Origin of the sequence: Chryseobacterium elymi, assembly GCF_003385495.1 — a bacterium.
Lineage (GTDB): Bacteria > Bacteroidota > Bacteroidia > Flavobacteriales > Weeksellaceae > Chryseobacterium > Chryseobacterium elymi.
Genome location: NZ_QNUH01000003.1, coordinates 197,715 through 221,530, shown reverse-complemented (window position 1 = coordinate 221,530; position 23,816 = coordinate 197,715). Strand labels below are relative to the sequence as shown.

General features: G+C 36.9%; 27 protein-coding genes and 1 other RNA gene. 18 read left to right on the top strand and 10 right to left on the bottom strand.

Annotated features, from left to right (window positions below; all coding sequences use genetic code 11):
• Positions 1-37 precede the first annotated feature (37 nt).
• From DRF60_RS04910 to rimM, 5 genes are all read left to right on the top strand, one after another.
• Positions 38-487, top strand: coding sequence for a hypothetical protein (locus DRF60_RS04910; RefSeq protein ID WP_116011090.1), 450 nt, complete (start codon positions 38-40; stop codon positions 485-487).
• Positions 484-1,284, top strand: coding sequence for a DoxX family protein (locus tag DRF60_RS04905; protein ID WP_238640025.1), 801 nt, complete (start codon positions 484-486; stop codon positions 1,282-1,284). Before DRF60_RS04910 ends, DRF60_RS04905 begins: the two co-directional genes overlap by 4 nt.
• A 41-nt stretch (positions 1,285-1,325) precedes the next feature.
• A complete protein-coding gene (locus tag DRF60_RS04900) occupies positions 1,326-1,844 on the top strand; it encodes a nitroreductase family protein (RefSeq protein WP_116010991.1) in 519 nt (172 codons plus the stop codon).
• A 131-nt stretch (positions 1,845-1,975) separates the two neighbouring features.
• On the top strand, positions 1,976-2,542 hold the full coding sequence (locus DRF60_RS04895; RefSeq protein WP_116010990.1) for a 30S ribosomal protein S16: 567 nt from the start codon (positions 1,976-1,978) through the stop codon (positions 2,540-2,542).
• A 12-nt stretch (positions 2,543-2,554) separates the two neighbouring features.
• Positions 2,555-3,097, top strand: coding sequence for a ribosome maturation factor RimM (gene rimM / locus DRF60_RS04890; RefSeq protein WP_116010989.1), 543 nt, complete (start codon positions 2,555-2,557; stop codon positions 3,095-3,097).
• 2 nt (positions 3,098-3,099) lie between these two features.
• Here rimM and DRF60_RS04885 read toward each other — a convergent pair whose 3' ends face one another.
• The 3 genes from DRF60_RS04885 to DRF60_RS04875 all read right to left on the bottom strand — a co-directional run bounded on the left by DRF60_RS04885 (position 3,100) and on the right by DRF60_RS04875 (position 5,141).
• A complete protein-coding gene (locus tag DRF60_RS04885) occupies positions 3,100-3,714 on the bottom strand; it encodes a hypothetical protein (protein WP_123902633.1) in 615 nt (204 codons plus the stop codon).
• On the bottom strand, positions 3,656-4,150 hold the full coding sequence (locus DRF60_RS04880; protein ID WP_123902632.1) for a hypothetical protein: 495 nt from the start codon (positions 4,148-4,150) through the stop codon (positions 3,656-3,658). Before DRF60_RS04880 ends, DRF60_RS04885 begins: the two co-directional genes overlap by 59 nt.
• Before the next feature lie 64 nt (positions 4,151-4,214).
• Positions 4,215-5,141: an XRE family transcriptional regulator gene (locus DRF60_RS04875; RefSeq protein WP_116010986.1), complete on the bottom strand. Its 927-nt coding sequence runs from the start codon at positions 5,139-5,141 to the stop codon at positions 4,215-4,217.
• Positions 5,142-5,246: 105 nt separating this feature from the next.
• Between DRF60_RS04875 and DRF60_RS04870 the strand changes: the two genes are divergently transcribed.
• From DRF60_RS04870 to DRF60_RS04860, 3 genes are read left to right on the top strand one after another with little or no spacing between them, the layout of a single operon-like run.
• A complete protein-coding gene (locus DRF60_RS04870) occupies positions 5,247-5,939 on the top strand; it encodes an LA_2272 family surface repeat-containing protein (RefSeq protein WP_116010985.1) in 693 nt (230 codons plus the stop codon).
• A gap of 3 nt (positions 5,940-5,942) precedes the next feature.
• Positions 5,943-6,572, top strand: a complete 630-nt coding sequence (locus DRF60_RS04865) for a hypothetical protein (RefSeq protein WP_116010984.1) — start codon at positions 5,943-5,945, stop codon at positions 6,570-6,572.
• Positions 6,573-6,604: 32 nt separating this feature from the next.
• Complete coding sequence (locus DRF60_RS04860) at positions 6,605-7,204, top strand: CDP-alcohol phosphatidyltransferase family protein (RefSeq protein ID WP_116010983.1); 600 nt, start codon at positions 6,605-6,607, stop codon at positions 7,202-7,204.
• Between the two features lie 244 nt (positions 7,205-7,448).
• On the opposite strand, the gene DRF60_RS04855 is transcribed toward DRF60_RS04860, so the two are convergent.
• Positions 7,449-7,730, bottom strand: coding sequence for a DUF3817 domain-containing protein (locus tag DRF60_RS04855; protein ID WP_116010982.1), 282 nt, complete (start codon positions 7,728-7,730; stop codon positions 7,449-7,451).
• Positions 7,731-8,053: 323 nt separating this feature from the next.
• Here DRF60_RS04855 and asnS point away from each other — a divergent pair, with 323 nt between their 5' ends.
• Both asnS and rpoN read left to right on the top strand, forming a co-directional pair.
• Positions 8,054-9,502, top strand: a complete 1,449-nt coding sequence (gene asnS / locus DRF60_RS04850; RefSeq protein ID WP_116010981.1) for an asparagine--tRNA ligase — start codon at positions 8,054-8,056, stop codon at positions 9,500-9,502.
• Positions 9,503-9,659: 157 nt separating this feature from the next.
• Complete coding sequence (rpoN, locus tag DRF60_RS04845; protein WP_116010980.1) at positions 9,660-11,123, top strand: RNA polymerase factor sigma-54; 1,464 nt, start codon at positions 9,660-9,662, stop codon at positions 11,121-11,123.
• A 142-nt stretch (positions 11,124-11,265) separates the two neighbouring features.
• On the opposite strand, the gene DRF60_RS04840 is transcribed toward rpoN, so the two are convergent.
• The 3 genes from DRF60_RS04840 to DRF60_RS04830 are packed head-to-tail and all read right to left on the bottom strand — an operon-like array spanning position 11,266 to position 14,111.
• Entirely contained in the window at positions 11,266-12,894 is a 1,629-nt protein-coding gene (locus tag DRF60_RS04840) for an AMP-binding protein (RefSeq protein ID WP_116010979.1), read from the bottom strand.
• A 58-nt stretch (positions 12,895-12,952) separates the two neighbouring features.
• Positions 12,953-13,627, bottom strand: a complete 675-nt coding sequence (locus tag DRF60_RS04835; protein WP_116010978.1) for a beta-carotene 15,15'-monooxygenase — start codon at positions 13,625-13,627, stop codon at positions 12,953-12,955.
• Positions 13,620-14,111, bottom strand: a complete 492-nt coding sequence (locus tag DRF60_RS04830; RefSeq protein ID WP_116010977.1) for an RNA polymerase sigma factor — start codon at positions 14,109-14,111, stop codon at positions 13,620-13,622. The genes DRF60_RS04835 and DRF60_RS04830 overlap by 8 nt, the downstream gene beginning before the upstream one ends.
• Before the next feature lie 318 nt (positions 14,112-14,429).
• Here DRF60_RS04830 and rnpB point away from each other — a divergent pair.
• An RNA gene (gene rnpB, locus DRF60_RS04825) (RNase P RNA component class A) lies at positions 14,430-14,753 on the top strand.
• Positions 14,754-14,878: 125 nt separating this feature from the next.
• Here the strand turns inward: rnpB and DRF60_RS04820 are convergent.
• Both DRF60_RS04820 and DRF60_RS04815 read right to left on the bottom strand, forming a co-directional pair.
• A complete protein-coding gene (locus DRF60_RS04820; RefSeq protein ID WP_116010976.1) occupies positions 14,879-15,748 on the bottom strand; it encodes a polyphosphate kinase 2 family protein in 870 nt (289 codons plus the stop codon).
• Between the two features lie 240 nt (positions 15,749-15,988).
• Positions 15,989-16,453: a DUF1573 domain-containing protein gene (locus DRF60_RS04815; protein ID WP_116010975.1), complete on the bottom strand. Its 465-nt coding sequence runs from the start codon at positions 16,451-16,453 to the stop codon at positions 15,989-15,991.
• Between the two features lie 129 nt (positions 16,454-16,582).
• Between DRF60_RS04815 and DRF60_RS04810 the strand changes: the two genes are divergently transcribed.
• From DRF60_RS04810 to DRF60_RS04780, 7 genes are all read left to right on the top strand, one after another.
• The gene (locus DRF60_RS04810) at positions 16,583-19,198 is read left to right on the top strand and encodes a valine--tRNA ligase (protein ID WP_116010974.1); all 2,616 of its coding nucleotides are present in this window, start codon (positions 16,583-16,585) and stop codon (positions 19,196-19,198) included.
• Between the two features lie 68 nt (positions 19,199-19,266).
• On the top strand, positions 19,267-19,632 hold the full coding sequence (locus tag DRF60_RS04805; protein ID WP_116010973.1) for a GIY-YIG nuclease family protein: 366 nt from the start codon (positions 19,267-19,269) through the stop codon (positions 19,630-19,632).
• 1 nt (position 19,633) lies between these two features.
• On the top strand, positions 19,634-20,269 hold the full coding sequence (locus tag DRF60_RS04800; RefSeq protein WP_116010972.1) for a DUF4241 domain-containing protein: 636 nt from the start codon (positions 19,634-19,636) through the stop codon (positions 20,267-20,269).
• A 66-nt stretch (positions 20,270-20,335) separates the two neighbouring features.
• On the top strand, positions 20,336-21,226 hold the full coding sequence (locus DRF60_RS04795) for a ribokinase (protein WP_116010971.1): 891 nt from the start codon (positions 20,336-20,338) through the stop codon (positions 21,224-21,226).
• A gap of 90 nt (positions 21,227-21,316) precedes the next feature.
• Positions 21,317-22,162, top strand: coding sequence for an alpha/beta hydrolase family protein (locus DRF60_RS04790; protein WP_116010970.1), 846 nt, complete (start codon positions 21,317-21,319; stop codon positions 22,160-22,162).
• A complete protein-coding gene (locus tag DRF60_RS04785) occupies positions 22,159-22,803 on the top strand; it encodes an HD domain-containing protein (protein ID WP_116010969.1) in 645 nt (214 codons plus the stop codon). Before DRF60_RS04790 ends, DRF60_RS04785 begins: the two co-directional genes overlap by 4 nt.
• 38 nt (positions 22,804-22,841) lie before the next feature.
• Positions 22,842-23,444 (top strand): hypothetical protein, encoded by a 603-nt coding sequence (locus DRF60_RS04780; RefSeq protein ID WP_116010968.1) that lies wholly within the window; start codon positions 22,842-22,844, stop codon positions 23,442-23,444.
• A gap of 48 nt (positions 23,445-23,492) precedes the next feature.
• Here the strand turns inward: DRF60_RS04780 and DRF60_RS04775 are convergent, their stop codons facing one another.
• Positions 23,493-23,792 (bottom strand): hypothetical protein, encoded by a 300-nt coding sequence (locus DRF60_RS04775; protein ID WP_238640022.1) that lies wholly within the window; start codon positions 23,790-23,792, stop codon positions 23,493-23,495.
• Between the last annotated feature and the right edge of the window lie 24 nt (positions 23,793-23,816).

Genomic DNA, 23,816 nt, shown 5'->3' with positions numbered 1-23,816 from the left:
TTTAAAAAATTATTATCTTTATGTAAAGATTAGATTCATGGAGAAGATCGTATTTGAGAAAAGTGATATAAGAGATTACGTAAAAACAGTGATTTCTGAAAAAATAGAAAAGCTTAAAAATTTTATCGAGTTTACCCTGGAAGCAAGCCGGGATATTAAAAAGACCCCAAAATATGACAGTATGAGGGAGGAAATGCAGGAAGAAATTTATCAGATGCAGCGTCAGTTAGGTGCTTTGAATGATCTTAAAAGAAATATGTCAAAAGTTCTGAACACTTCTACTGAAAGAATACAGCTGGGTTCTCTGGTGATCACCAACAAAGCCCGTTTCTATATTTCGGTTTCATTGGGAGAATTCTTTTATGAAGGCGACCGTTTTTACGCTATTTCCCCGGAAAGCCCTATGGCTAAAAAAATGATGGGCATGAAATCCGGTGATGCTTTTACATTGAATAATATCCATCAGAAGATTGTAGAGGTGATTTGATTGGGAAATCAGAATCAGGAGCCAAGAATCAAGAGCCTAATGCTGAATTTCAGACATCGGATTTTGCAGTCTTTAACTCAGTTGTTACCAATTATTTCCAGAAATACAAACACGCTCAGAATCTCCAACCCTTCACACACTCTCAAAACTTATATGCCATGACATTTGAAAAACTACGGACAAACGGATTAAATCAGTGGATCATTATTCACTTACGGTATTTGGTGGCATTTGCATTTTTTCCTTCCGGCATTACGAAACTATTGGGAAATAGATTTACCATGCTTTCAACGGATACTCCTATCGGATATTTCTTTGAGGCCATGTACCGGACGGGGTTTTACTGGAATTTTTTAGGGCTTTGCCAGGTTGTGGCCGGAATTTTACTCATGACACAGCGGTACGCAGTCTTAGGAACTCTTATGTTTCTAGCCATATTAAGCAATATCTGGATCATAACCATCAGTCTTTCTTTTACTGGAACCTGGGTGATAACTTCGCTGATGATGGTTGCTGTAATTATACTATTAATCTGGGATCATCATAAGCTCTTGCCTGTTCTTGGGTATAACCGTTCGATGACCGTAAAATTTTATCCGGATCCGGGGCGCATCTGGATCAATGCCGGAATCATTTACACCGTCTGTCTTCTTTATTTATCATTTTCGGGGACTGTTCCGCGGGATCTGGAGCTTTGGATTTCAAGAAGCCTGGTTTTGACAGTTGGCTTCACATTTCTATTCACGAATTACAAAATGTACAGAAAACGAAGTTTACTGTTGAAAAATCAGGAATAAATCAATGTAATGCATTCAATTACATATTGTAAATTTGCCGTATGAATAATGCAGAAATTTTAAAAAACATCATAGAACAAAGGAGAAGTATATTCCCAAAAGATTATTCTGAAAACGAAATATCTCAGGAAATCATAAATGAAATTTTACACTCAGCAACTTTAGCTCCTAATCATAAGCGTACAAAACCGTGGCGTTTTAAGATTTTTAAAGGAGAAGAAAAAGCAAGGTTAGCTTCAGAAATGCAGGCTATTTACAAAGCTACGCAGGCCGAACAGACTTTTCTGGAGAAGAAATACCAGGATATCGGCTTCAAAATTAATAAAGCAGACGCTGTTGTTTCCATTGTGATCAATTTCAGTGGCATGGTTCCGGAATGGGAAGAGATTGCTGCTGTTTCCATGGCAGTTCAAAATATGTACCTTACCTGTACCGCCCATCATGTAGGCTGCTACTGGAGTTCCCCAGCTATTGTAAACCATCTTAAAGAATCTTTAACTATTGAGGAAAATCAGAAATGCCTGGGACTTTTCTACATGGGTAACCTGACAGGAGAATAGATCAATAATTATGATACGAGATAGAAAAATCAACAAATTATCGTATCAACTTATTAACATATCAGAAAAAGTATTATCTTTGCACTCTTAAATATTTAACTGGGACGAGTTCCCATAAAATTCACAACATTATGTCAGTAAAAATCAGATTACAAAGACACGGTAAAAAAGGTAAGCCTTTCTTCCACATCGTGGTTGCAGATTCTAGAGCTAGAAGAGATGGTAGATTCATCGAGAAGCTAGGAACTTACAACCCAATTACTAACCCTGCAACTATCGATTTGAACGTTGATTCTGCTGTAAAGTGGTTAAACAACGGTGCTCAGCCAACTGATACTGCAAGAGCGATCCTTTCTTATAAAGGTGCCCTTTACAAAAAACACTTACAAGGTGGTGTTGCTAAAGGTGCTTTTGACGAAGCTGAAGCTGAAAAAAGATTCAATGCTTGGGTAGAATCTAAAGAACAAAAAGTACAAGGTAAAGTTGAAGGTTTAACTAAAGCTCAGGCTGACGCTAAGAAAGCTGCTTTAGAAGCTGAAGCTAAAGTAAACGAAGCTAGAATCGCTGCTGCTGCACAAGTAGAAGCTGATGCTAAAGCTGCTGAAGAAGCTGCTAATGCACCTGCTGAAGAAGTTGCTGCTGAAGCTACAGAAGGAGAAGCTCCTGCTGCTGAAACTGAAGAAAACACTGAAGCTTAAGAATAACCCTGTATGCGTAAAGAAGATTGCTATTTACTAGGAAAAATCACACGCAGACATGGCCTTGCGGGAAACGTTATCCTTAAACTGGATACCGATCAACCCGAGCTTTACAATAAATTGGAATCAATATTCGTTGAAATCAACGGATTATTGGTTCCTTTTTTTATTGAACGATCAGCATGGAGTAAAAACGATGCGCTGAATCTTGCCTTTAAAAACTCTTCCGAGGCATTGGTAGACCAATCCTTAGGAAAAAATGTCTACTTACCGCTTTCTACACTTCCAAAACTTTCAGGAAAGCAATTTTACTATCATGAAATCATCGGTTTCGATATCCTTGATGAAAATGACAAAGAATGTGGTGTGATAAGATCTGTAAATGATCAGACTGCCCAAAACTATTTCGTAACCAACCTGGATGGAAAAGAAGTGGTAATCCCTATCATCAAAGACTGGATTCTTGAGGTGAACCGGGAAGAAAGGTTTATCAAAATGCAGCTTCCGGAAGGACTTATCGATGTCTTTTTAGTTCCTTCTAAAAAAGACGAATAATATCAGTTTTTCAGATAATAAATCTGAAACTTACCCTCTTTCAAATTACTTACCAGAAAATATTTACCTGCTTGAGTCCGGATAGGATCAGAAGCAACTATTTTTGTGTGGTTTTCCTTCGTGGAAACTGTTTTATTTCCCATTTGTACATCATAATAATACATGTAGACCGGATGATAGCCGAAAGAGGCCACAAAATGATTCCCTGTGCTGAACCATTGGTTTCCCGAAACGATTTTATCCTTGATCTTGAAAGACACGGAGTCTATAAATTCATTATGGATCCTGGTCGAGAAATTAGTTTTCCGGGAAGAGAGCTCTATTTTTGGACGGAGCTTTACATAAAGCGGATCACTGTCTCCGGATGATGTAGCAGAATCTTTTTTCAGCGTTCCCAGAAGGTTTGAAGAAACGAAGAAACTGTTTTTCTGTCCCGGATTGAACAGGTAATTATCACCGTAAGCCGCATAGCCCTGAATTCCGCCATTGGTTTCTCCGGGTATCAGCAGGATTTGATCTGCTTTATTCAGAATGTTTTTTTGGAGAGCAGCCTGCTCATCAGCGATTTTTTTGTGCACTGTCTTTTTCAGATTCTCCCACATGAAAAAGGTGCTCATATTTTTTCGTGACATCATCCAGATTATAAAACGGAAGAATTTTTTTGTAACGGTAATCCGGAGTGATATATTTCCGGTTATTGGCATACAGATTACCGGCAGGATCAAGGAAAGCCAGATTATTGATTGCGGGGATGTTTTTCCATTTCTCAACAATTGCCAGTTTACCTTTATTCATGATAAATAGTCTGTTGGTGTGATTCTTATGGGAATCTGTTCTAGGATAATTGTAGATGAAAAAATAAGTGTCTTTCACCAGATAGGTGCAGTTGTCTTTTTGTGAAAGGGGAAGTTCCATTACTTTTTCCAACCGGATTGCCGGATCTGAAAACAGGGGAAATTCGGGGATTTCAGGATGTTTATCTTCTTCTATGTCCGTTTTGGGACTATAGCAGGATGACAATACACAAAACATCAGTACAAATGGAATCCTCATGGTTTATTTTTATTAAATGTATCTATTTTAATTAAAAGTTTCATCATTATAAAGGTTTTTTATGCTATAGTTTGTGGCTTAAATTTTCAATCTTTTCATACATTTTATTGAAAAATACTTTTCTGTCGCGGTTTCCGGAAGTGTTCAGAGACTTTGAATTTTTGATCTGATGCTCAAAATAATTTATTGCTTCACCGCAGGTCTTTGCATCGTTGATCAGAATATATCCGAACATATTGACAGGTATGGCAAAAAGTGACTGTTTCGGATGATGAAAAAAAATGTCGTTGGAAAGATGCATTAATTCATTTTCATACAGGTGAAACTTCGGATTGTTCTCTGTTTTTCGTTCAATATATTCTATAAGTTCCTTAAGTTCTTTCAGAATAATTTCACCTTCTTTTTTTTGTAAAAGTCCGGTCTCGTAATAAAACAGGATCTGTTGCAAAATACTGGAGATTGTACTGTCATTCCACAATTCAATTATATTTTGTGTTTCATACTTTTTCTTTAGCTCCTGGGTGTTCGATTCAAAATATGGAGGAGAAAACTGCAGAAAAGGAATGAAAACCTGTTTCGCGTTAAGCAAATTCATCCAGACATAAATTTTAAAACGGGAAAGCAGGGTATCTGAAAGGGTATAAAAAAATGGAATATCCTTCGCCGAATAATAAATAGTCATCTCATCAGAAAGCGGAAGATTTTCAAAAATGCTGAGATTATTCTGAAAAAAGGACTGTAAATCGTCTGTTTCGTTCACAACCGAGGTTTTCTGAACCACAAGCTGTTGATCCGAAGTTATAAATTGATTGAGAGAAATCTGATAATATTTGGCCAGTTCCAAAGCTTCTTCAAAACTGAATTTCGCTTTCAGAGAGGTTCTTCTGTGCGATGCATCATAACTTATATTGAGAATATTGGCAATTTCATCATTCAAAGATTTATCACCTATTTTTCTGCGGATTTCCTTAAGTAAAAGTTCCTGATACATGTTTTGTGATTTTCACAAATGTACTTAATTATTTTAATTTTTTTTCGCATTCAGATCTGCGTTTTTCACCGATAATTTTGAAGCATAATTTTAAAACAATCAGTTATGAAAATAAAATTGTTAATGATGATCGGTCTCTTTACGGGAAGTGTCATCAGTGCTCAGGATAGTTTGCAGGTTGAAAGAATAAAATCAAATGTAATTACATTTACTCCGAAAGCTAAAGTGGAAAATACCAATGGGATTAATCTTGGTGTAATGGATGATTATCAATCCCAAACAATCAACGGGTTTAATCTGCAGGGGAATCCATTTTCTTTGATTTATCCTTTGTTGCCTCATGCCATTAAAGTTCCTGCCGATGAGCAGGCAACAGTTTCTATCAACGGCCTTCATATTTCTACAGGAGGAGTTACCAATGCAAAAAAACTGAATGGAATTGGAATCTCAATGTATCATGTTGCACAAACCACCAATGGGTTTACAGTAAACGGATTTAATAATAACTCCGGTAAGCTGAACGGACTGCATATTTCCTTTATCAATAATTCGGCAGGCACCGGGAAAGGACTTTTAATCTCTTTTAGCAATACAGCAGATCAATTCGGAGGGGTTCAATTGGGACTTTATAACCATACAGGAACAATGAAAGGTCTTCAGGCCGGAGCTGTGAATGTGAGTAAAGATCATAAAGGTCTGCAAATAGGTCTGGTAAATAAAACGGATAAGAATAAAGGTCTTCAGATCGGTTTCTGGAATAAGAATGCCAAAAGAACACTGCCACTTATCAACTTTTAAATTATGAAAACGTGTATTTTTTGTTTGGCATGCTGTATAAAGATAACAGCCCAAACTGTAGAAATCAATGATCACCGTAAAAGATCAATGATCGAGGCTGGTAGCTATCTGAATTTCTCTTCTGAAAAGGTAAAGCAAAGTCCTGGATTTTACATTGGATATTGGTACCGCTATCCGGTCGATGAAACGAATACTCACTTGGAAATAGGAGGTAACTTCAATTATAGTAATAGTTTGTATGATTTTGATTATGGTAAAAAGGGACTGTTTTACCGGGTGTGCTCTCCGGAATTTATAGTGAACTTGGGTGCTAGGCTGGTCAAAAATTATCCTCTGAGAAATAATAGAATAGAATGGGTCAGTGAACTCAGTTTTCACAATTTATTCTTTGACGGCAAAGGAATACCATCTGATGAGCCTGAGCAAAACGATAATCAAAATACAATTCATATTGACACCAATCTGGAAAGTGTTGCATCACTAAAAATTGGACAAGGAATAAGATTCTGGAGAAAGAATATAGGATTGGGAATTCAGGCTTCATACATACCCTATCAACTCTGGTACAGAAATACAATTCCGAAAGATTTTAATTCTTTTTCCGTAGAAACAGGAATATACTTTAAGTTTTAGATGAAATAATTGATTAAAGAAAACAAAAAATTATGAAACAATTACCATATCTGCTGATCGCAACCAGATTTATCCTTGCTCCGGTTATTCTGTTATTGGCTTATCTTAAAGGTACAGAATCAAGATTTTTAATTGTAGCATTCATGTATTTCGGTTTACTGACGGATATTTTCGATGGAATTATTGCCAGAAAGGTAGGTGTTTCATCAGAAAAGTTAAGAAGACTGGACAGCCAGGTTGATTTGATTTTCTGGCTTTCATTGGGATTTGCAGCCTATCTTTTGAATCCTGAATTAATTAAAAATGAATGGCATGGAGTGCTTTTAATCTTCATCATGGAGGCACTTTGCTATATTGTCAGTATCTGGAAATTCGGGAAAGAAACCTGTACCCATGCTTTTTTGTCAAAAATGTGGGGTTTGAGCCTGCTGATTACTTTTACTTTTTTAATAGGATTTCAACAAACAGGCTGGGCATTTTATCTTACAGTTGGATTGGGGTTTGTATCTCATATTGATGTTATTCTAATTGTTTTGCTGCTTCCAAAATGGCAATACGACATACCCAGTTCCTATCATGCCTGGAGAATCCGAAACGGAAAAGAGTGGAAGAAAACAGTGTTTTTTAATTAGAGAATATGTGAGAAATGGGAGTTAGAAGAAGGCCGTTTAAAAGCATAAACTGTATCGCGTTTATTAACTTTTGACATCCCGATATAGGGCAGCTTCCCGATACTTTTTAAATTCTAAAATAATAGCCACGAAAAGTATGTGAGCATTCAGTGTCTGAAAACTTTTATTCAATTTGATTATAAATATTTGATTATAAATAATTGTGGCTGATGAAATACAGGAACAGGGAATAGCCATCTCGTTTTTATGAATATTCTTTTTTGAGTCTTTTATCCAGTATAAATGGTACAAACGGAAGTACTGAACCTATTAGATACAATATGACTCTTTTTAAATTCCATCTGTATTTTATTGCGGATAACAGAAGAGCTATCAGAAATACAAGAAACAAAACTCCATGGATCCATCCAAAATATTTCACCCCTTCCGGTATATTAAAAAAGTACTTTAAAGGCATTGCGATGAAGAGCAAAATCAGATATGAAAGCCCTTCGATTAAAGCTGTTTTACGGTATATGATGATCATCTGAATATATTTATTGTCAAAAGATTATTTTTTGATACTAATATACTTTAATCTACCATTTAAAGCTCTAACAAAATCTAAATTAATTATAACAGAACAATAAATATAGCATGTGTAGTTACAAACGTATTGATAGAAGGCTTAATAAAATAGTTATAATTGGTACACTAAACTATATCATCGCCTAGATAATATCAATAGCATAGTTTTAGATTCAATATTTTGATAAATGATTTTTAAAAAGACAGCGTAATCATCAAGTTGCGCTGTTTTTTTGTAACTTTGCAGACGTTAATTTTTATAAGAAAATTTATAATCAACAAATGAAAAAGCAGACGATTAAAGAAATCCTACAGGATTACAAGAAAGTATTACATCATGACATTACGGTTTACGGTTGGGTAAGAACATTCCGCGCCAATCGCTTTATAGCACTAAATGATGGTTCTACGATTAATAATTTGCAGATTGTTGTTGATTTCGAAAATTTCGATGAAGAGGTTATCAATAAAATCAGTACAGCTGCTTCATTAAAGGTAGTAGGTGAGGTTGTAGAAAGTCAGGGAGCCGGACAGAGTGTAGAGATTGTGGCTAAAAAAATTATTATTTTAGGAGATAACTTTACAGAAGACAGAGATAAAACGATTCTTCAGCCTAAAAAACACTCTTTGGAAGTTCTGAGAGATCAGGCCCATTTAAGATTCAGAACGAATTTATTCGGAGCTGTTTTCAGAGTGCGTCATGCGGTTAGCTTTGCAGTGCATTCATTCTTTAACAAAAACCAGTTCTTCTATATCAACACACCGGTAATCACAGGAGCTGATGCAGAAGGAGCTGGAGAAATGTTTGGAGTAACCAACTTTGACCTGAACAATATCCCAAGAACTGAAAACGGTGAAATTGATTTTGCACAGGATTTCTTCGGGAAAAAAACCAACCTGACGGTTTCCGGTCAGCTTGAAGGAGAAACTGCAGCAATGGGATTGGGCAGGATTTATACATTCGGACCTACTTTCCGTGCCGAAAATTCCAATACGACAAGACACCTTGCAGAATTCTGGATGATAGAGCCGGAAGTAGCCTTTAATAACCTTGAAGACAATATCGACCTTGCGGAAGATTTCTTAAAGTATGTGATCCAGTATGTTCTTGATCACTGTAAAGATGATCTTGAATTCCTTGACAAACGTTTTGAGGAAGAGCAGAAAGGAAAACCAGAAAAAGACAGAGCAAAAGAAGGACTTATCGAAAAACTTCAGAATGTTATAACTAAACGTTTCAAACGTGTAAGCTATACGGAAGCAATTGAGATCCTGATGAACTCAAAAGAAAATAAAAAAGGAAAGTTCCAGTATCCGGTTGAAAACTGGGGAACGGACCTTCAGTCTGAGCATGAAAGATACCTTGTTGAAAAACACTTTGAAAGCCCGGTAGTATTGTTCGACTATCCGAAAGAAATCAAAGCTTTCTATATGAAACTGAATGATGACAATAAGACCGTTGCAGCAATGGACGTTCTTTTCCCGGGTATCGGAGAGATCATCGGAGGATCGGAGAGAGAAGCAAGATTGGATGTCCTGAAACAGAAAATGGCAGATATGCATGTAGATGAGCACGAGCTTTGGTGGTACCTGGATACCCGAAAATTCGGTTCTGTACCGCATGCGGGCTTCGGTTTAGGATTAGAGAGGCTGGTTCTTTTCGTAACAGGAATGACCAATATCAGAGATGTGATTCCTTTCCCTAGGACGCCGAAAAGCGCTGAGTTCTAGATCAATAAAAAAGCCTTAATGTAAAAATTAAGGCTTTTTTATTTTCTAATAGTTTATTATATTGATAACTTACTGCAAAAATCATGCTAAATTTGTTTTTTTGTCGAATTAATTTATTAAATTCGTAGATATGTTATGCTAAAACACAAAGACTAATATGCTTAAACAACACTTACAACTCAAATTAGGACAGAAGCTGGCCCCTCAGCAGATTCAGTTGATGAAGCTTATTCAGCTTCATACCCTGGAATTTGAAGAGGAGCTGGAAAGAGAGCTAGAGGAAAATCCTGCTTTGGAAATTGTAAAGGAAGATCCTAAAGAAGATGAATATTCTTCTCTTGAAGATGCTTATCAGGATGAAGGAACAGAAAGTATTCAAACAGATTTTGACGTCAACGAGTATATCTACGACGACGAACCTAGCTATAAAACTGCATCAAGCAATTATTCTGCGGATGATGAAGAATTTGATAATGAAAGCCTTCTTACCGAAGGGCAGTCATTATATGATTATCTGCTGGAACAGATTCATTTGGTGAATATCAGTGACGAAGATGAGAAAATTGCAGAGTATGTGATTGGAAATCTTGATACTGATGGATATTTAAGAAGAGAGATTAAAGCTATTGTAGATGATCTTGCCTTCTCCCAGGGAATCTATACTATTAAGGAAAAAGTTGAAGATATTCTGGAAAATTATATCCAGAAGCTTGATCCGCCAGGGGTGGGAGCAAGAGGCCTTCAGGAATGTCTTCTTCTTCAGATCGAGAAGAAGGTGAGTTCTGATAAAGCGGTTTCTCTAGCTGCGAATATTTTAAGATATCAGTTTGATGCCCTTACCAATAAGCATTACAACAAGATCATTCAGAAATATGATATAGAAGAGGAAGATCTTAAAGACGCTCTGGACGAGATTTCCAAACTTTCACCAAAAGTAGGAGGAAATTTTGATACACAGACGATCACCATCAATCAGGAAATTATCCCGGATTTTGTAATCCAGGTGAAAGACGGAATGGTAATCCCGATGCTTAACAGTAAAAATGCACCGACTCTAAGAGTTTCTGAAGAATATAAGGATATCCTGACCACCTATTCTCACGATAAAAACTCTTCTGAACACAAACAGGCGGCCTTGTTTATCAAGCAGAAATTAGATGCTGCAAAATGGTATATAGATGCGATTAACCAGCGCCAGAACACCTTGTTGCAAACGATTACAGCTATCGTGAAATTTCAGAAGGATTATTTTATCACAGGTGACGAAAAATCCCTGAAACCCATGATCCTGAAAGATATTGCTGATATTACCGGATTTGATATTTCTACCATTTCAAGGGTAGTAAAAAGTAAATATGCTGACACTTCAAACGGAATCGTCTATCTGAAAGACCTTTTCTCTGACAGCTTGACCAATGATGATGGTGAAGAAGTCTCTACTAAAGAGATCAAGACTCATCTTCAGGAAGTTATCGGGAAAGAAAACAAGAGAAAACCCCTTACAGATGATGCTCTTGTAGTAATGCTGAAAGAGCAGGGCTATAATATTGCCCGAAGAACGATCGCAAAGTATCGTGAACAGCTCAATATTCCGGTAGCAAGATTAAGAAAAGAACTTTAATAAGTGATCTATACAAAGTAAAAGCCCGATATTTTCGGGCTTTTTATTTTAAAATGAAAATCTGCCTGATCTGCTCAATCTGCGAGATGTTTTTAATATAGAACGTCAAAAAATATATTATTTGATTTCAAAAGTAGTTTTTCTAAGTGCGTTGTTTCTGTATATTCAGTTCCAGCTCTTTTATGGAAATCTCACGCATCTCTACTTTTCTTATTTTTCCGGATATCGTCATCGGGAATTCATCCACAAATTTCCAGTATTTTGGAACTTTATAATGAGCAATTCTTCCTTGGCAGTATTCTAAAAGTTCGGTTTCCGAAACTTCAAATCCTTTTCTCACTTTTACCCAGGCCATTACTTCCTCTCCGAATTTCTCACTCGGAACCCCGATGATCTGTACATCCAGTATGTTTGGATAAGTGTATAGGAAATCTTCAACCTCTTTAGGCGAAATGTTTTCGCCACCGCGAATGATAAGGTCTTTTATTCTTCCGGAGATCGTAATATAACCGTCATTGTCCATGACAGCCATATCGCCTGTATGCATCCATCGGGCATCATCCAATACCTTTTTGGTGTTTTCCGGGTCATTCCAGTACTTCAACATTACAGAATAACCTCTGGTGCATAATTCACCATGTTCACCACGCTCTACGGTCTTTCCGTTTTCATCAATAATTTTTATTTCAAGATGGTCCTGCACAGTTCCTACGGTACTGACCTGCTTTTCCAATGGCGTTCCTATTAGCGTTTGTGTAGAAACAGGAGAAGTTTCCGTCATTCCGTAACAGATACTCATTTCTTTAATATTCATTAGGCTTTCTACCTTTTTCATAATTTCAGGGGGGCAAACAGATCCTGCCATGACACCGGTTCTTAAGCTTGAAAAATCATAGGATTTAAAATCTTTAACGGCCAGTTCTGCAATAAACATCGTTGGAACTCCGTATAAAGACGTACATTTTTCTTCAGAAACCGTTTTTAAAGTAATCTCAGGATCAAAGCTGTCATTAGGGATCACCATACACGCACCGTGAGCTGTACAGCATATATTTCCAATCACCATTCCAAAACAATGATAGAAAGGAACAGGAATACAGACACGGTCTTTTTCTGAGTATTTTAAGCGTATGCCAATAAAATATCCGTTATTTAAAATATTGTGATGAGAGAGGGTAACGCCTTTTGGGAAGCCTGTTGTTCCGGATGTATACTGAATATTTACAGGATCATCAAACTGTACATGTTCTTCAAAGCTGTGAAGCGTATCATCCGAAATATTCTGTCCATTGTTTAAAAAGTCTTCCCAGCTATCATCAAAGAAAATCTCATGTTCCAGAGTGGGACAGACTTCCTTTGCATATTCTACCATTTCCCTGTAATTACTCGTTTTAAAGCTTAAAGAAGAAAACATAAACCGGATTCCGGATTGATTAATCACATAAGTAAGCTCGTGTGTTCTGTAGGCAGGATTAATATTAACCAGTATGGCTCCTATCCGGGCCGTAGCATATTGTAGCAAAACCCATTCATAACGGTTCGAAGACCAGATCCCGATCCGGTCTCCTGCTTTGGCTCCTAAGAAAATTAAAGCTTTTGCAACAGCAGTGGTCTGATTATAAAATTCCTGATAGGTTGCTCTGTAATTCTGGTGAACACAGACTAAGGCTTCCTGGTTTGAGTACTTTTCAACAGTCTTTTTTAGGTTTCCTCCGATAGTCTGTCCCAGTAAGGGAACGGCAGAGGCTCCATAGACGTAAGATAATGGCATAGTTTAAGATTTGGTGGAATAAAATTAATGAAAAATCTTGAACTAATGCCTTTCTATACTAATTTTCCTGAGATTCTATGTTTTTAAGCTGTTTTAGATTTCTGTCCAGCTTTCTGATGATAATTCCGTACACAAGTCTGTAATAAAGCCAGATTAGCAGGACACACAATACCGTACTTACAATGATTCCGATAATAACAATAATCAGGTTAGAATTGTCCGGCCGAACATTCTGGGAATTCAATACGTAGAAAATAAAGGCTGTAAATACAAATGTAAAAGCTACCAGCAGAGCAATGCTGATAAGGATAAAAGCATTCACTGTTTTCTTAAACTTAATGATCCGTATAATAAGGTCTTTGAGATTTTCTTCGATCTTTATTTTGCGGTAATTCTGATAGAATTTTAGGACAAAATAAGCTGTAATTAAAAGACTTAAAATTTTTATGGCTAAATAAGCATGGTCAAAATTAGTTTCTATTTCAGGAGACTTCTGAGCTCCCAGTTTTTCTAATATTTTACGGAAACTATCCGACTCCTCGTCCTGAAAGAAATAAAATAATCCCAGAACGGAAAAAAATAAGAATTCTGTCACGCTGATCCAGAAAATATACTTCACGTAATTGCGTGACTTTTTGTTCAGCATCTGAAGGATCTCATTGCTGTCGTATTTTGGCTGAACAGGCTGCTCTTGCCATGTTTTCTTAAAACTGTCTAAATCAAAATCAGGCATATTTTTGCATCTGTTCTTTAAGGGTTTTCTTTAATCTGTTCATTTTCACACGCGCATTAACTTCGGTAATCCCTAGGTTTTCTGCAATATCCTTATAAGGCAGGTCGTCAAGATACATCATTACAATTGCTCTTTCTACATTGGGAAGTGTTTTAATTACGGTATACAGAAGCGATATCTGCTGCTGCTTATCGTCGTCGTCCTCTACAAAATCCCTGTGATTGATATCCAGCTCGTTCGTAAGAAGGCTTTTGCTTTTTTTTCTGAAAAGAGTAATGGCTGTATTAAGTGCTACGCGGTACATCCACGTAGAAATTTTTGAGTTTCCTTTAAAAGAATCGTAGCTTCTCCAAAGCTGGAGGACGATCTCCTGAAACAGATCTTCTTCATCTTCAAGAGAATTAGTGTACAAACGCGAAACTTTGATAATCAGGCCTTGATTATCCTTAATAAGCTGCGCAAATTCTTTTTCTCTGGAAGTCATAGATATATAATGGCACGAAGATAATAATAATGCGGTAATTTGTTGATATGTGATGGTATAATTTGTTAAAGTGATAATTTGGCAGTGTGAAGATTTGATGATGATTAAAAATATTTGAATATACTGGTCAATGTAATATTCAATATCAATAGGAATGGTCTTTAACCCATCTAACAAAATAAGAAAAACACTTTGATTCAGCCAAACATAAAAGCAATCGCCTCCTCAGCAACTCCCTACGTCGATTCCTGACATATCCATCACATCGTCACATCATCGCATCACCATATCACCAAATAATCCGTATCTTTGCAACCGCGAGAAAATCGGCTTGTTGATTCCTGTTTCGGCAGGGGTAGGAAAGTCCGGACACCATAGAGCAGCAAAGCGGATAACATCCGTCACCCGTGAGGGTAGGACAAGTGCAACAGAAAGCAGGTACAGTTCGGCTGTAGTGAAACCAGGTAAACTCTTTGTGGTGCAATGATAAGTATATCGGTTCTTTTCAGTAATGGAAATAGGGGCGGCTCGTCCTGAAAGCCGAGGGGTAATCAGCTCAAGTTTTGCAGCAATGTAAGACGTAGATAAATAACAGGCGCTTCTTCGGAAGAACAAAATCCGGCTTACAGATTTTCTCGTGATTTTTTAGAAAGTTATATTCAGGGATAAATAAAAGCGGAGACTGTACTCCGCTTTTGTTATTAAAGACATATCAAATTTTCTTTTGACGATTATTTATTACTATGTAGCTATTATGGTAACCTTGATTATTCATTTTCCAGTGTTTTTTTTGCCTCACTAAGTTCCGATCTTTCCTTATCCCCAAGTTGTGGATACTTCAGATCCATCTTTTCCAAGGTATCAATAATAATCTGTATAGCGGCTACTCTTGCAAACCATTTATTGTCTGCAGGAAGCACATACCATGGGGCATGGTCTTTTGAAGTTTCGTTAATAGCCGTTTCATAAGCCTCCATATATTGTGGGAAAAGAGCTCTCTCCGGAAGATCACCGGCTGAAAATTTCCAGTTCTTCTCCTGTTCATTGATTCTGTCCAGTAATCTTTTCTTCTGCTCGTCTTTGGAAACATTCAGAAATATTTTTACAATGGTGGTTCCGTTGTGGGCAAGATGCTGTTCGAAATTTCGGATACTTTCATACCTGTTTTCCCAGAATTTAGTATCAAAATCCTTTACAGAAGACCAGGTTTTCTCGCTGAGGTTATACTCAGGATGAATCTTGCATACCAGAACACTCTCATAATGTGATCTGTTAAAAATACCAATCATTCCTTTTTGTGGAAGAGCCAGATAATGCCTCCACAGAAAATCGTGGGAATATTCTTTTGAGCTTGGTGTTTTAAAGCTGGTGACATTACAGCCCTGAGGATTGACTCCCCCGAAAACATGCTCTATCAGACTGTCTTTTCCCGCAGCGTCCATAGCCTGAAGGATTACAAGCAGAGATTTACTTCCGTCTGCATATAGCTTCTCCTGCAGTTCACGGAGTTTTTCTTTTTCCTGTATTAAAAGCTGTCCGCCTTCTTCTTTGGTCAACTTTCCTGTATATTCTGTTGAGCTTTTTTTTATTGAAAATTTTCCTTTTACCAGGAAATCATCTGAGAAATTGGTGTCCATATTTTTAATATTTAATGATTGAAAAATTTAAAAATTTAAAAATTGAGAGATTCTGAAATTAAGAAATTAAAGGAAAGTCTCTAACTAACTTCTAAATCTGATGTCTGAAATCTGGCATCTAAAATCTAACTTCTAAAATCTAACTTCTAACCTCTAATTTCTAATTTCTAATATCTTACTTAAATGTAATAAAAAAACCGTCTTCCAATGAAGACGGTTCCTTTATTTTTTAAGTAGAGATTACTTCGCTGCTGCTTTTTTAGCAAGTTTAGCTGCTTTCTTTTCAGCTTTTGCTGCTGCTTTCTGCTCTTCAGCTGTTAAAGGCTTTGGTTCAGGAGCATTGGCGTCTACATTACCTTTGATGTAGATTACGCTTCTGCTGTTAGCAGGGTCATTAGAGAAAACTTCGATCATCTTATTGAAAGGTCCGTTAAGAGTAGTGTTATATCCTACTTTAATCTTAGCAGATTTTCCTGGCATGATAGGATCCTGGCTGAACTCAGGTGTAGTACATCCACAAGAAGGTTTTACATTAGAAACGATCAAAGGCTTGTCACCAGTGTTTGTTACTGTAAAGAATCTTGTACCGTCAGCACTTGGCTTGATAGTACCATAGTCAAAAGTAGTTTTGTCAAACGTAATCGTTTGTGCAGATGCTAATGCAAACGTTCCAAATAATGCAATTCCTGCAATTAATTTTTTCATATTCTTGAATGTTAATATGTTTGTTAGATAAATTTCAAGAAACAAAGTTAAAAATTATTTTAATTCATACTTAAAATTTTTTTTCTTTAGACTATTTTTGCAAATTGTAAGCAAAAGAAATAGAATTTTATGCAGATTTCAGAAAAGTACAATCCACAGGAAACTGAACAGAAATGGTACAACTTCTGGATGGAAAACAAATTTTTCCATTCGGAACCTAATGAGAAACCACCATATACTGTGGTAATTCCTCCGCCAAACGTAACGGGGATATTACACATGGGACATATGCTGAACAATACCATTCAAGATGTTCTCGTCCGCCGTGCAAGAATGCAGGGCTTTAATGCCTGCTGGATTCCGGGCACAGATCACGCTTCAATTGCCACTGAAGCCAAAGTGGTTGCCAAACTGAAGTCTGAAGGAATCAGTAAATCTGATATTACCCGTGAAGAATTCTTAAAACATGCCTGGGAATGGACCGACAAATATGGCGGAACCATTCTTGAACAGCTGAAAAAGCTGGGATGTTCATGCGACTGGGATAGAACCCGTTTCACGATGGAAGAAAAACTTTCTCAGCAGGTGATCAAAAGCTTTGTAGATCTATACAATAAAGGATTAATCTACAGAGGTTACAGAATGGTTAACTGGGATCCGGAAGCCAAAACCAATATTTCTGATGAAGAAGTAATATTTAAAGAACAGAACGGGAAATTATATTTCCTTAAATATAAAATTGAAGGTTCGGAAGAGTTTCTTTCCGTAGCAACAACACGTCCCGAGACTATTTTCGGGGATACTGCGGTATGCATCAACCCTAATGATGAAAGATATGCTCATCTGAAAGGTAAAAATGTAATTGTACCGATCGTTAACAGGGTAATTCCTATTATAGAAGATGAATATGTAGACATTGAATTCGGAACCGGAGCGTTGAAAATTACGCCTGCCCATGATACCAATGACTATGAAATCGGGCAGAAGCATCAGCTGAAAATGATCGATGCTTTGGATGATGACGGAAATCTTAATGAGCACGGTCTGCATTATGCAGGTCAGAACAGGTTTGATGTAAGAAAGCAAATCGCAAAAGAATTACAGGAAAAAGATCTTTTACTGAAAGCAGAAGATTATGTAAATAAAGTAGGAACTTCAGAAAGAACAGGCGCAGTTATTGAACCTAAGGTTTCAGTTCAGTGGTTCCTGAAAATGTCTGAAATGGCACCTCAGGCTTTGGAGGTGGTGATGAATGATGAGGTTAAATTTTATCCTGAAAAATTCAAAAATACCTATAAGCATTGGATGGAAAACATCCGTGACTGGAATATCTCCCGCCAGCTTTGGTGGGGACAGCAGATTCCGGCATTCTACTATGGAGATGGAGAAAATGATTTTGTAGTTGCAGAAAATATCGAAAATGCTTTAATTTTAGCTAAAGAAAAAACTGGAAATCCGAATCTCGAAACATCAAATCTGAAACAGGACGAAGATGCTCTCGACACCTGGTTCTCATCATGGTTATGGCCTATGTCTGTATTCGATGGTCTTTTGGATCCTGAAAATAAAGAGATCAACTATTATTATCCAACGTCTGACCTGGTTACAGGACCGGATATTATTTTCTTCTGGGTAGCCAGAATGATCATGGCCGGACTGGAATACAGAAAAGAAGTTCCGTTCAAAAATGTATATTTCACGGGTATTGTAAGAGACAGCCAGAGAAGAAAGATGTCAAAATCTTTAGGAAACTCTCCGGATCCGCTGGAATTAATTTCTGAGTTTGGTGCAGATGGAGTTCGTGTTGGGATTTTATTGAGTTCTGCAGCAGGAAACGATTTGCTTTTTGATAAAGATCTGATGTTGCAGGGAAGAAATTTCGCGACAAAAATCTGGAATGCTTTCCGATTGATTAATATGTGGAATCATGAAGACAAACCAGCCAATACTGCAGACAACCAAACTATTGAGTGGTTTGAAAATAAGCTCAATAAAACAATTGCTGAAATTAATGATCAGTTTGAAAAGTTCAGGATTTCCGATGCACTTCATTTAATTTATAAATTAATTTGGGATGATTTCTGCGGTTGGTATCTTGAAGCAATCAAGCCGAATTATGGAGAAGGAATTTCTAAAGAAGTCTATCATAAGACAATATATTTCTTTGAAGAATTAATGAAGCTGCTTCATCCGTTTATGCCTTTCTTAACGGAGGAATTGTGGCAGACTATTTCTGAAAGAAGTATTGAAGACGCACTAATTCTTGCTCAACAGAAAAAAGCGGGAGCATTTAATGAAGGAATCATTAAAAACTTTGAAACAGCTGAAGAGATTATTTCCGGAATAAGAAACTACCGCCAGACCAAAGGGATTTCTCCTAGAGAAGCCGTTGAGGTTTACACGAATGCTGCTGGTTTTGAGAATGAAGCCGTGATCAGAAAATTAGCCAATGTTGCTGAAATTCATTTCGGAGAAAAAACAGATAAGCCTAGCTTTACATTCCTTGTTAGTGCAACAGAAGTTTCTATCCCTCTGAGCGAAAATTTAGATTTAGGGGAAGAGAAAAAGAAAACAGAAGAAGAATTGGCTTATTTGAAAGGATTTCTAATCTCTGTAGACAAGAAGCTTTCCAATGAAAAGTTTGTAGCTAACGCTAAACCTGAAGTTGTAGAAGTAGAGCGTCAGAAGCAGAAAGATGCTCAGGATAAAATTGCTATTTTAGAAGAGAAGCTGAAAAGTTTGTAAATTTAAAAGATAGACAGTAAGTTTGTCGGAATGTCAGGCTGAGCGGAGTCGAAGCCTGATATCTTAAAATGAAACAATATTTTGTATATATTTTAAAATGTTCCGACGGCTCTTATTATACAGGAGTTACCAATGATATTGAGGCCAGATTGGCTCAGCATCAGTCTGGAAAATTTCCTGAAAGCTATACACACAAAAGAAGACCCGTAGAATTGGTCTTCTTTTGTGAATTTAATGACATTATGCAGGCTATTTTATTTGAAAAACAAGTGAAAGGATGGAGCCGAAAGAAAAAAGAAGCGATTATAAATGATAACTGGGAACAGTTAAAAGAATTATCTGTTTGTAAAAACAAAAGTCATTCGGATAATTTGGAGCAAGATCAAAAAGGCTTCGACTCCGCTCAGCCTGACAGTGTAAACAACAAAAATTAAAATGACACACATAGAAAACATAAAAAAACTATTCTCAAGAAACTTCGTAGAAAGTCCTTTGCTGGAAAGCTTTGAAGTGGGGAAACTCTATCTTTCCAGTGGGAAGCTCGTTGCCTGTGATCCTCTGATCACTAATGACATGCTGCCTTTCACGACAGAATTTCCAAAAGGGAATTTCTCTGTTTTACTACATAAAGAAAGAGAAAGCAACTGTGTCGCATATGCGGAAGTTATTTTCAGCAATACAGAAATTACAGACTGGAAAATGGCTGTCACCGAAGGCCAGGATATCAAAGATCTTGCTGAAGAGGAAATTTTCGGATATCCTGTAGAAAGTGGAATGGGATGCCTGATGGATGTAGATACCCAGCACAGCCTTAACGAGCTTGAAAAAAAATTGTATCACAGCAAAGGGGCCGATTTCATGGGAATCTATGAAGAATTTTTTCATGAGTATTTCTTTGATGAGAAAGGAGCTATAGATCAATATGCATTTCTGAAGCCGGCTGATGAACACCCTGGAACAATTTTTGCCTTTGAAACAGGATATGGTGAAGGGTTTTATGCCAGTTATATTGCATACGACCAAGATCACAAACCTGTGAAGATAATTACAGAATTTATTGAGATAAGTTAATTAAATTAGTTATTTTTGAAGCCTAGTTTTCTGGATAGATTATATTAAACTAACATAAAAACACCAATGAAATTCTCATCAGAACAACCCAAAATTATTGTAGTAGGCAGCTCATCCATTGATCTTGTTTTAGAAACTGAAAAAATTCCTCAATCCAATGAAACTGTTTTGGCCGTCAATTCAGACAGTTATTTTGGCGGAAAAGGGGCCAATCAGGCGGTAGGAACCGCAAGGCTGGGAGCCAGTGTCTATTTTATAGGATGTGTGGGGATGGATCCTCTTGGTCAGCAGATCATGAGAAATCTCGTAGGTGAAGGTGTAAATGTAGGCTTTGTCCACGAAACCGATATGGAAACTACAGGCACTGCATATGTAACCACCAGCCATGGAAATGCAGCTATTGTAGTAGTTCCTGCAGCTAATAAACGTCTCAGCATTCAGCATGTGGAAGATGCGGATCGCTATTTTAACAGTGTAGATCTTGTGCTTGTTCAGCTTGAAGTGGCTATGGAGGTAGTAGAATATGCGATCAGAAAAGCTAAAAAATATGGAAAAAAAGTTGGCCTTTACGCTTCGCCGGCAATGAGAATCAATGAAGGCATTATAAAGAATGTAGATTTTATTGTGACAAAAAGCAGCGAACTGCATACTGTTTTTGGTGAAGATAAGAGAGAAGAGATTCTTAAAAAATATTTCAATAAGGTTTTCGTAAGGGATGATACTAATTCCACGGTTTATTTTGACGGAACGGAAATGAAGTATTATAGAAACGATAAAGATGAGACTGTTTACAAAATGGGAATGGGAGATGCCTTCACTTCAGGGTTCGCTGTAGCACTCTGTCATGGAAATTCTATAGAAGACTGTGTGAAATTCGGTAATGAAGTTTCCTCAAGGGTTTCAGGAGGAAAAGGTTCACAGACAGGACTTCCCAGAATGTCAGATTTTCTTTCCTAAAGCTATTTGCCACATATCGAAAGTTGTAAACTTAACATAAAAATATAAGTAAAATCTCCACTTTTATAGTGGATTTTTTCTTTTTATAATATGGAAAAACTTGAGCTCATTACAAAAGACCATATACCGCTGGCAGTTCATCTTTTCAGACCTGATAAAAGCAATGGAAAACTGCTTCTGATTAATTCTGCAACAGGCGTGAAGCAGCAGGTGTACTTCTCATTTGCCCATTTCTTCTCAGAACATGGATTCACGGTCATTGTTTATGATTACAGAGGGATAGGACTGTCAAAACCGGAAAATATGAAAGGTTTTAAAGCCTCCATGAGAATCTGGGGTTCTGAAGATTATAAAACACTGACCCAATATATTAAAACAGAATTTCCGGAATATAAAAGATACTGTCTGGGACATTCGGTAGGAGCATTAATTCTCGGTATGAACGAAGATTCCATGATGTTTGATAAATTTATTTTTGTGGGAACCCAGAATGCATTCGTAGGAAATCTGAAGCTCAGGACAAAAATAGAAGCTTACCTCGGGTTTGGAATTGTTCAGCCACTAACGACAGGATTATTAGGTTATTTCCCGGCAAACTGGTTCGGGCTTGGAGAAAGTCTTCCAAAAAATTGCGCATATGACTGGAGAACCTTAATTTTAAACAGGAAATCAACTAACAGGCTGTTGGAAAAAATTGATGACTATTCTAAAAATTTGACACAAAAAGTGTTTGTGATCCGCGCAGAAGACGATGTGTGGCTGACTGAAAAGGGGGTTTTGAGTCTTTTAAATAATACATATCCGAACCTAAAACCTTCTTACAGGCTGGTTAAAGCCTCTGAATCTGACAAAAATGAGATTGGACACGTCAATTTTTTTAGAAGTTATAACAAAAAACTCTGGAATATTATTTTAAACGAATTGGCAGATAAATGAAAAGTACGATCGAAAACACCGTAGAATTTGTAAAAGAAAAATTAAAAGGGGCCGAAGCGGGGCACGACTGGTATCACATTGAAAGAGTATGGAAGCTGTCGAGAAAAATAGCAGCAGAAGAGGACTGTAATCAGGAAGTTGTAGAACTTTCCGCATTGCTGCATGATATTGCAGATCCAAAGTTTCATAACGGAGACGAAACTATTGCTCCAAAAATAGCAAGGAAATTTCTGGAAGGCCAGCAGGTTTCTGAAGAGGTGATAGAAAAAGTTTTATTTATCATTAAAAATATCTCGTTTAAAAACAGAAGCGAAGTTCCGGCTGAACTGCCTATCGAGCTTAAGATAGTACAGGATGCAGACCGTATAGATGCGGTCGGCGCTATTGGCATCGGAAGGACGTTCAATTTCGGAGGTTTTAAAAATAATCCGATGTATGATCCGGAAGTTCAGCCAAGCCTGAATATGTCTAAGGAAGAATATAAAAAATCCAACGGTACCACGATCAATCATTTCTACGAAAAGCTTCTGCTTTTAAAAGATCTGATGAATACTAAGAAAGGAAAGGAAATCGCTCAGCAGCGACATGATTATATGCTGGGATTTCTGGATCAGTTCTACAAAGAATGGAATGTAGATTAATATTCCTCTGAAAAATCTTAAATCAGTATCTTTGCAATATGGTATTTATCATTTTTGTTATCTTCTGGGCATGTGTCCTTTCCTTGGTTTTGTATAAAGTGAAATCAGGAAGGGTGGCAAAATGGGCAAAGCTGTTCCGTATCCTTACACTGGTTTTTTCAATTTCAACGTTTACGTACTGGTTTATTAAAAAGAGTGCGGTAGGCTTTGTAGATAATTCCGTAGGGCTACAGGTGATCAATAAACTTCCACAGACTCTGGATTTTTATCTGATCAAAGTGGATACTGCTAAAAGCCAAAATCTGGAACCTAAACATATCGGGAAAATACATCCGGAATATTACAGGATAGAATATCTTAAAATGGACCAATCCGACGAATATTGGATCATAGGATACCTCGGTAAAAAGAATATGGTCTATTTCTCCCAGCATGCAGTTCCGAACAAAAATATCGACCAGATTGTGGAGGTTCAGAATTATATCAATCAGAGTGTAAAACTTTCGGAAACTGCAAAAAAACAGCTGGAAACCTATAATTATGAGAATGCAAAACTGGGAATATGGGTTTCTTTAGACTTTCTGCTGCTGTTCCTGAACCTTGTACTTTTGTTAAGAAAAAATAAAATAAGCAATGAGTAATTTTTTAAACCCACAGTTTAATATTACTCATTACTTACTATTTATATATTATGGATAATCCAGGATCTGCATGACCTGTTCCTTAAATTGTTCAGGACAGTTTTTGACCAGCTTATCTTTATTCTGCTTACTGATCTGATGAGGTTCCAGCCATTCAGTCCGGTTGGAACTGAGGCTATGATTATCATAAACCCTTTTTATTTTATGATCTTCGTAAAACGTATATTCATCACCGAGCCACGTACTGGCAATACTGATTGTGCAAATTTCTTTTTCCATGACATTTGTTTTAGGATACTGTGCTTTATGATGAACATCAGTATATCCTAATTTACTGTTTTTTTTCAACAAAAACAGCTTTTTTGTAAAATT